4 protein-coding genes and 1 pseudogene are annotated in these 6,586 nt (G+C 69.0%); 1 reads left to right on the top strand and 4 read right to left on the bottom strand.

Features of this window, described 5'->3' with window-relative positions; genetic code table 11:
• The 4 genes and pseudogenes from VF542_RS19725 to VF542_RS19710 all read right to left on the bottom strand — a co-directional run.
• A pseudogene (locus VF542_RS19725) lies at positions 1 to 573 on the bottom strand (hypothetical protein); the annotation flags it as partial.
• 111 nt (positions 574 to 684) lie between these two features.
• The gene (locus tag VF542_RS19720; protein WP_408653407.1) at positions 685 to 936 is read right to left on the bottom strand and encodes a hypothetical protein; all 252 of its coding nucleotides are present in this window, start codon (positions 934 to 936) and stop codon (positions 685 to 687) included.
• Positions 937 to 1,140: 204 nt separating this feature from the next.
• Positions 1,141 to 2,790: a Dyp-type peroxidase gene (locus tag VF542_RS19715; protein ID WP_408653406.1), complete on the bottom strand. Its 1,650-nt coding sequence runs from the start codon at positions 2,788 to 2,790 to the stop codon at positions 1,141 to 1,143.
• Positions 2,791 to 2,798: 8 nt separating this feature from the next.
• Positions 2,799 to 4,301 carry a hypothetical protein gene (locus VF542_RS19710; protein WP_408653405.1) on the bottom strand — a complete coding sequence of 501 codons (1,503 nt, stop codon included), beginning with the start codon at positions 4,299 to 4,301 and terminating at the stop codon, positions 2,799 to 2,801.
• A gap of 369 nt (positions 4,302 to 4,670) precedes the next feature.
• On the opposite strand from VF542_RS19710, the gene VF542_RS19705 reads away from it, so the two are divergent.
• Positions 4,671 to 6,137 (top strand): bifunctional phosphatase PAP2/diacylglycerol kinase family protein, encoded by a 1,467-nt coding sequence (locus VF542_RS19705; RefSeq protein ID WP_408653404.1) that lies wholly within the window; start codon positions 4,671 to 4,673, stop codon positions 6,135 to 6,137.
• Positions 6,138 to 6,586: the final 449 nt, after the last annotated feature.

Below are 6,586 nucleotides of genomic sequence, written 5' to 3'. Positions count from 1 at the left end.
GATCGAGAGGTCGTCCATGCCGAGCGAACGCAGCGCGTCAACATCGGATGCGGCCATGAGCCATGGCGTGCGGCTCAGCTTTTCCGCGAACGTCGACAACGTCAATCCCGAACCTGTCGCGTTCCAGGCAGCGTCTTCCGGCTCGGCCTCGTCCGGCGGAGCTATGGCGCCATCGCAGGCGTTGCGTGCCGCTATCGATCGAAGCTGGCGCCGTGTTTCCTCGGGTACCGGGCCAGGGCTCTCCAGTAGGTAGTCCCGCCAGCGGCACCATTTCGGGTGCACGTCAGCCAACACCGAGATCGGCTCGATCGAGGGGTCGACGGGCGGCCACTCCTCCGGTCCAGGTCTCGGGACCGACTCCGTGACGCCTCGGTAGACGAACTCAGGAAGCTCGTTGCGGTAATCCGCCTCGACTCCGGTGCCGTCCGCCACTCGGGTCAGGTAGTTGAACATGGCCACCAGCCCGATGACGAGCGTGATCGACGTCCGCGACAACCCCACTGCCGACAGCCGTTGAATATGGGCGGGGCCGATGGTCCACGGCCGAGCCGTCAAGGTCTGGGCGAAATCCACCAGGCAAGCATCCTGCGGTGAGAGCTCGTCAACGGTCTCCCCCAGGATGATGGAGCGGCTGACGGTGTCGTCGCCGCTGGCTACACGCAGAAACTCTGCGTGAGCGGTCGTTCAATAGAAGCACTCGTTCTCGCGGGAGGTCACCGCATTGATCAGCTCTCGCGATTGCCAGGGAAGCGCATCGTTGCTGAGTGAACCAGAGACGGCGAACGTGCGTCGCAGCAACTCCGGATCAAGGGAGTGCGCTCGAATGATCCCAGGCGCGCCACCGTGAGCCGGCTGGTATGCGGCGGGCATCCGACGGGCAGCCATCGCTTGGTAGGCCTCCAGCAGGTCGCCGTCCGCCTCCTGCTTGCCGATCATCCGCACGTATGCCATATCGCCACCCCGCATCGACCGCTGACCGCCATCGGTGCCTGCGCCGACAGCCTGCGTTCGCCACGTGCAGCACCTATAACCCGCGCACCCTAACACGCCTCGCAGACCCGGAGTCACCGTCTGCGTGCGCCCCGGTCCGCATAGCTGCCGACACCGGGCTACGCCCCGAATGCCTGGCCTTGGCTCTCTTCACGACGCCGCCAGCACCGTGGTGATCGCGCTGATCGATGGCGAGAAGAAGTAGCCACCGCCGGTGGGGATGACGTACTCGACGGACGCGGTCACCGTCGCGGTGCCGCCCTCGCCGTTGAGCAGCGTCGCGCTTCGCACCCGCTGATCGCCGGGCTGGCCGTTCTGGCCGACCAGCAGGTCGTAGCCACTGGGCGCGCGGGGATTCGTCGGGTCGCCCATCCAGGTCGTGTTCAGGAACTCGAACTGCTCGACGATCGAGCGCTGGTAGCAGAGGAACAGCAGCCCGCGGTTGCCGTTGACAGGGTCGGGCTCGTTGTCCGGCAGCGGCGGCCCGAAGGGCAACCCGACCCGCAGCACCCGGCGGTTGAACGAGGCGCGGCGCCCGCCCTGGTCGTTCCCGGCATCCCGCGTGTTGACCTTGCGGATGTGCGCGGGCAGCGGGCAGGTCAGGCCGACCGGGTCCGACGGCGCCAGCGGATAGGCGTCCTGATCGCCGCCTGTGAGGGGAAGCCGCACCGAGGCGGCGGCGTAGCCGAAGTGATTGTTGGCCAGCGGGTCCGCGCCGAGTCCCGGCACGTCACCGCTCGGCGTCCGGGACACCGGGGCACCGCTGGGCCACCGGCCGACGATCCACGCCGCGAGCAGGTCCGGTGTCACCTGACTGAACCCCGGCTGCTTCGCCACTGCCGCCGCCTGCTCCGCGACGAAGGCCCGGAACCCGGCGACGTCCTGGCGCAACCGGCGGAAGACGAGGTACGAGCCGTTCGCGCTCCATCCCGGTCCGGGCACCTCGGCCGGGCCGGGCAGCAACGGGTCGGCCGCCGCCGCCGGCAGGCCGAAGACGAACTCGCCGGGCCAGACGAGGTACTGCCCCGGCAGCCCGTAGAACCATGCCGCCGGGGTCGCGCTCGGGTCGATGCTCCGCGGCGTGAGGTAGGTATCCGGATCCGCCGCCACCCGCCCGCGCGGGCCAGGCTGCGACACGCCGTCCTTGAAGCCGAAGTGCTCCTGCCCCAACGGGTTCAGCTTCTGGCCGGCCTCCTCGTAGAGCACCGTCATGCCGCCCCCGGTAGCGCTGGCGCGTCGGGTGGCGACGAAGGACTCCTGGGTCGTCGGGTTGTCGGTGCCGAACACGAGCAGGATGTCGGGCTCGTTGCCGGGGCCGCCGACGACCCAGTTCGCCGGGTTGCCCTCGGCAGCCGGGTCGACCGGGTCGCCGAGCAGCCTGGAGCGCGCGACGAGCCCGGCAACGAACGCTTCATCGGTGAACGCCGCGAGGTCGCTCTCGTGCGCGGTGCCGGCAAGCAACTTGGCCAGGCCGGCGTAGGAGAAGGCGATGTTGAGCCACGCATCATCCAGCGCCGCCGCCGCTTCGGTCGCGCCTGCCGAAACCCGCCTCGCGAGCCGCTCGGCGCGCACCGCGAGCCGCGAGGGCAGCAGGCCCGCGATCGTGGTGAACAGGCCGGCGTTCGATGCCAGCCACCGTTTCGCCGCAACGGCATCCTCGATCCGCAGGGCCATCACGTACTGGTACGGCTTCATGAATCCCGGGATGGCGTTGCCCTGGATGTCGTCCACATCGAGCAGTGGCTCCGTTGGGCCCCCCTCGGGCGCGGCTGCGGCGGACATGGCAAGCCTGGCGTCCATACGTCCTCCTAGACGACGCGGGTCTTGTGCCGGCCCTGACGAGTCGGCGTCGGGGCGGCCGTGAGCAGCTGCACCGGGACGGGGCCGGCGTAGGCGAAGGCGGGTTCGAAGCCCGGGTAGCAGGGTTCGCCCGCCGGGGCGTACCGGAGCCAACCGCCTTCCTGCACGCTCTGGCAGCACGAAGCCTGCGGCGGGACCGGCGTGTTGGAGAACGATCCGGGCGCGGCGGCCATGCCGACGAAGTTGACCGTGATGTGCTCGGCGATCTGGCCGCCGTAGCTGATCGGAACGCCGCCGATCGCGATGTCGCCGACCACGTAGCCTTCCTCCGGCGGCACCTCGAACACGGCTCGCTCGATCAGCCCCAGCGTCGCGTCGCCGCGGATCACTCGGAAATACTCCGGCGGGACCGGCTCGCCGTGTGGTGTGGTGAACCCTGCCAGGTCGATGTGGTTCATGGACAGGCCGACCGGGTTCCGCAGCGTGACGGCGAAGCCGAGAGCGGCCAGCTCGTTGACGCACGATCCGATCGTCGGGTCGCTGGACCGGTTCACGCCGCCGTACTGCGCGGCGCAGATCAACGCATCGGGATCGGTGATCGGCGTTCCGTCCGTCGCGACCCGCAGCACCGTTGCCATCGCACCGAGGTTGATCTCCGCCGAGAGGCTGTTGGCGGGGTGTGTCAGGTGGACGATGCCATCGGTGGTGTTCCAGCGGTTGTAAGGGTTGTACGCGCCTCTCGGGTAGATCACTTGTGGCGTGCCGGTGCTGAGGTCGACCAGATCCTCCTGACAGATCAGATCCGCCAGTTGCACGTCGGGACTGACCATCTCGTGGTAAAGGTCGAGCAGCAGGCCGGGATCGCCGGGAAAGGTGAGGGACCAGTTCCCATCGGCGTCTTGCAGGGTGTCACCGTGCAATGCCTGCCAGTACTCCGGCGGCTCCGAGGTGAATGTCACCCGCTGGATCTTGCCGTCGGCATTGCGGTCGACGTGCCACTCGCAGTACTCGTCGTTCGGCCGGTAGTAGAGGCTCTCCCACTGCGGTCCGACATAGTACGAACCTGGCCCGTCCATCCGCTGGGTAAGCGGCAACATCTGATCCGCGAGCGGGAAAGTGGCGAGCCGGCCGTACCTATTGCGGTATGTCCCGGGCAGGCCATTCCATACGAAGGCCTGGTCGAATACCGGGCCGCTCGGCGTCGTCGTGAGTTGGTTGTAGAACTGTGCCCGCTCGCCCGCTTTCAGCTTCTGCTGCGCCAGCTCGATGTTGCCGTCGAACCACGCCGAGACCGCCGCGCTCCATGCGGCGGCCTGGCCGGGTATGCCGGCGAAGTCGGGCAGGTAGCCGGGCGAGTCGTATTGCGAGATAGCCATCGTCTTTTCCTCCGCAGGCGATGCGGGAGTGCAGATCACTGCAATCGGTTCCGATGAGGGCTGAGGCTTTCCCTTGCAGGTTTCCCGTTGATCTCGGCCGATGATCGACGAGTATTCACTCGTCGGGTCAAGCAAGTCAATGTGCCTTTCCGGCCGGCGCGAACCCCACCTTGGCGGTATTTAGCGGGTGAGCGCATTCCGAGTAGCGGGGAGACAAATTGCCTGACAGGTAGTGGAATGTGAACCATATTCAGGTGGCGGGGATCTTGCTTTCCGCCAACGGCGTGTTTCCGGCACGAACCGCGCGGTTTCCCGACCGGGCCGGGATTCGACGGGCTCACCGCCCCCGGTGATCCCGGTGTCGGCAAGCTCATCAGGCTCGCACGGGCCGGGCGCCGGCCGGGCAGCCGTGAGAACCCTGCGGTCTCAGCGCTGCCGGTGTGCCCCATCCGCCATCCGCGGATTCGCCCCGCGCGCCGACCCGGCGACATCTAGGCTGCAAAGATGAACCGCCGCCCCTTTCCGCTCGTCAGCCGCTGGGATGTGGCGGTCAGCGCCCGGATCAGCGCCTCGAAGCTGCCCCCCGTGCTCGAAACGGGCCTGCCGCTGCTCACCCGCGCCGCCGACAAGTCCAAGCTGTGGATGGCCGTCTCCACCGTCCTGGCCACCACCGGTGACATCCGGGCCCGGCGGGCGGCGATCCGCGGCATGGGCTCGATCGCGGTGGCCAGCCTGCTCGCCAACCAGGTAGGCAAGCGGGCCGTGCCGCGCCGCCGCCCGCTGCTGCGCGACGTGCCCACCGCCCGGATCGCGCACCACGTGCCCACCTCCAGCTCGTTCCCGTCCGGCCACTCCGCCTCGGCGGCGGCCTTCGCGGTCGCCGTGGGCAAGGAATTTCCCGAACTGGCCGTCCCGATCGGGCTGCTGGCCGGCGGCGTCTGCTTCTCCCGGATCTTCACCGGCGTCCACTTCACCAGCGACGTGCTCGCCGGAGCTGCCCTCGGCGCCACCGTCGCGGGCCTCGGGATCGCGGCGGTACCCGCGCATCACCAGGAGCCGGTCCGGATCGACGCCGAGCCGGCCCGCCCGCAGCCGCCCCGGCCGGACGGCCGTGGCCTGGTGGCCGTGATCAGCCTGCATGCCGGCGGCGGTGGCAACGGCGGCGTGGCCGAAGCGCTCAGGCAAGCGCTTCCCGCCGCCGAGGTCATCGAGCTGACCGAGGAGGACGACGTCCCCGAGGTGATGAAGGCAGCCGCCGCCCGCGCCGAGGTGCTCGGGGTCGCCGGCGGCGACGGCACGGTCAACGCCGCGGCCACCGCGGCGCTGGACGCCGGCCGGCCGATGCTGGTGATACCGGCCGGCACCTTCAACCACTTCGCCAAGGACCTGGAGCTGCCCGAGGTCGCCGACGCCGTCGAGGCGCTGGCCGCCGGCCGGGCCATCACCATCGATGTCGGCGACGTCAACGGCCAGCTCTTCCTCAACACCGCCAGCCTGGGCAGCTACCCGGAGTTCGTGAAGGTCCGCGAGCGCTGGGAGCGGCGGCTGGGCAAGCCGGTGGCGGCGGCCGGGGCGATCGCGAAGGTGCTGCGCACCTGCCCGCCGCTGGCCGCCGAGGTGGACGGCGTGCAGCGCCGGCTCGTCATGATCTTCGTCGGCAACGGCGGCTACTCACCGCGCGGCTTCGTGCCCAGGTGGCGCAGCCGGCTGGATTCCGGCCAGCTGGACGTCCGGCTGGTCGACTCGGCGCTGCCCGGCTCCCAGTGGCGGCTCTTGCTCGGCGCGCTCACCGGCGACCTGTACCGCAGTTCCCGCTACCTGGAGACCCGCAAGCCGAATCTGAGTGTCACCATCTCGGGGCCGCCCGGCTACCTGGCCCGCGACGGCGAGGTCACCGACGCACCGAACAAGGTGACCTTCTCGGTGCGACGAGACGCGCTCACCGTGTACCGCGGGAGTACCCGGGACTGACTGACCTACGCCGGTCCGCTGAGCCGGCGCCGTGCCTCATCGAGCCGGCGCGGCACCAATTCAGCCGCCGCGGCACCAAATTGAGCAGCGCCGTACCCAATTGAGCCGTACCAAATTGAGTAGCGCAGTGCCGAATTCAGCTGGCTCACAGCCGAATTAGACCTGCCTGTACCGTCTGTCCCTAACGGGGCAACGACCAACCTTGTGGCATGCGTGAGGTGTGCCTCAGCAGGGCGTTTTCAGGGTTCCGCGCCTTGTGGGCCTGGGTTAATGTCTGCACACGCCCAGCAGAGGAAAGGAGTATCGACCTGTGCCCACCGATCAGATCGAGCACCTCTTCCTGGCCCTCGCCGCGATCCTGGTCCTGGCCCGGGTTCTCGGTGTGCTGGCGCGAGCGCTCGGGCAGCCGGCCGTCATCGGTGAGATCCTCGCCGGCCTGGCGATGGGTC

The sequence above is a fragment of the Jatrophihabitans sp. genome (assembly GCF_036389215.1).
Taxonomy (GTDB): Bacteria; Actinomycetota; Actinomycetes; order Mycobacteriales; family Jatrophihabitantaceae; genus Jatrophihabitans_A.
The sequence above is the reverse complement of the archived record's forward strand: the minus strand, read 5'-3'. Positions and strand labels throughout refer to the sequence as shown.

Coding starts and splice junctions, on each gene's coding strand:
- VF542_RS19705 (WP_408653404.1), top strand. CDS start 4,671: ATGAACCGCCGCCCCTTTCCGCTCGTCAGCCGCTGGGATGTGGCGGTC.
- VF542_RS19720 (WP_408653407.1), bottom strand. CDS start 936: ATGATCGGCAAGCAGGAGGCGGACGGCGACCTGCTGGAGGCCTACCAA.
- VF542_RS19715 (WP_408653406.1), bottom strand. CDS start 2,790: ATGGACGCCAGGCTTGCCATGTCCGCCGCAGCCGCGCCCGAGGGGGGC.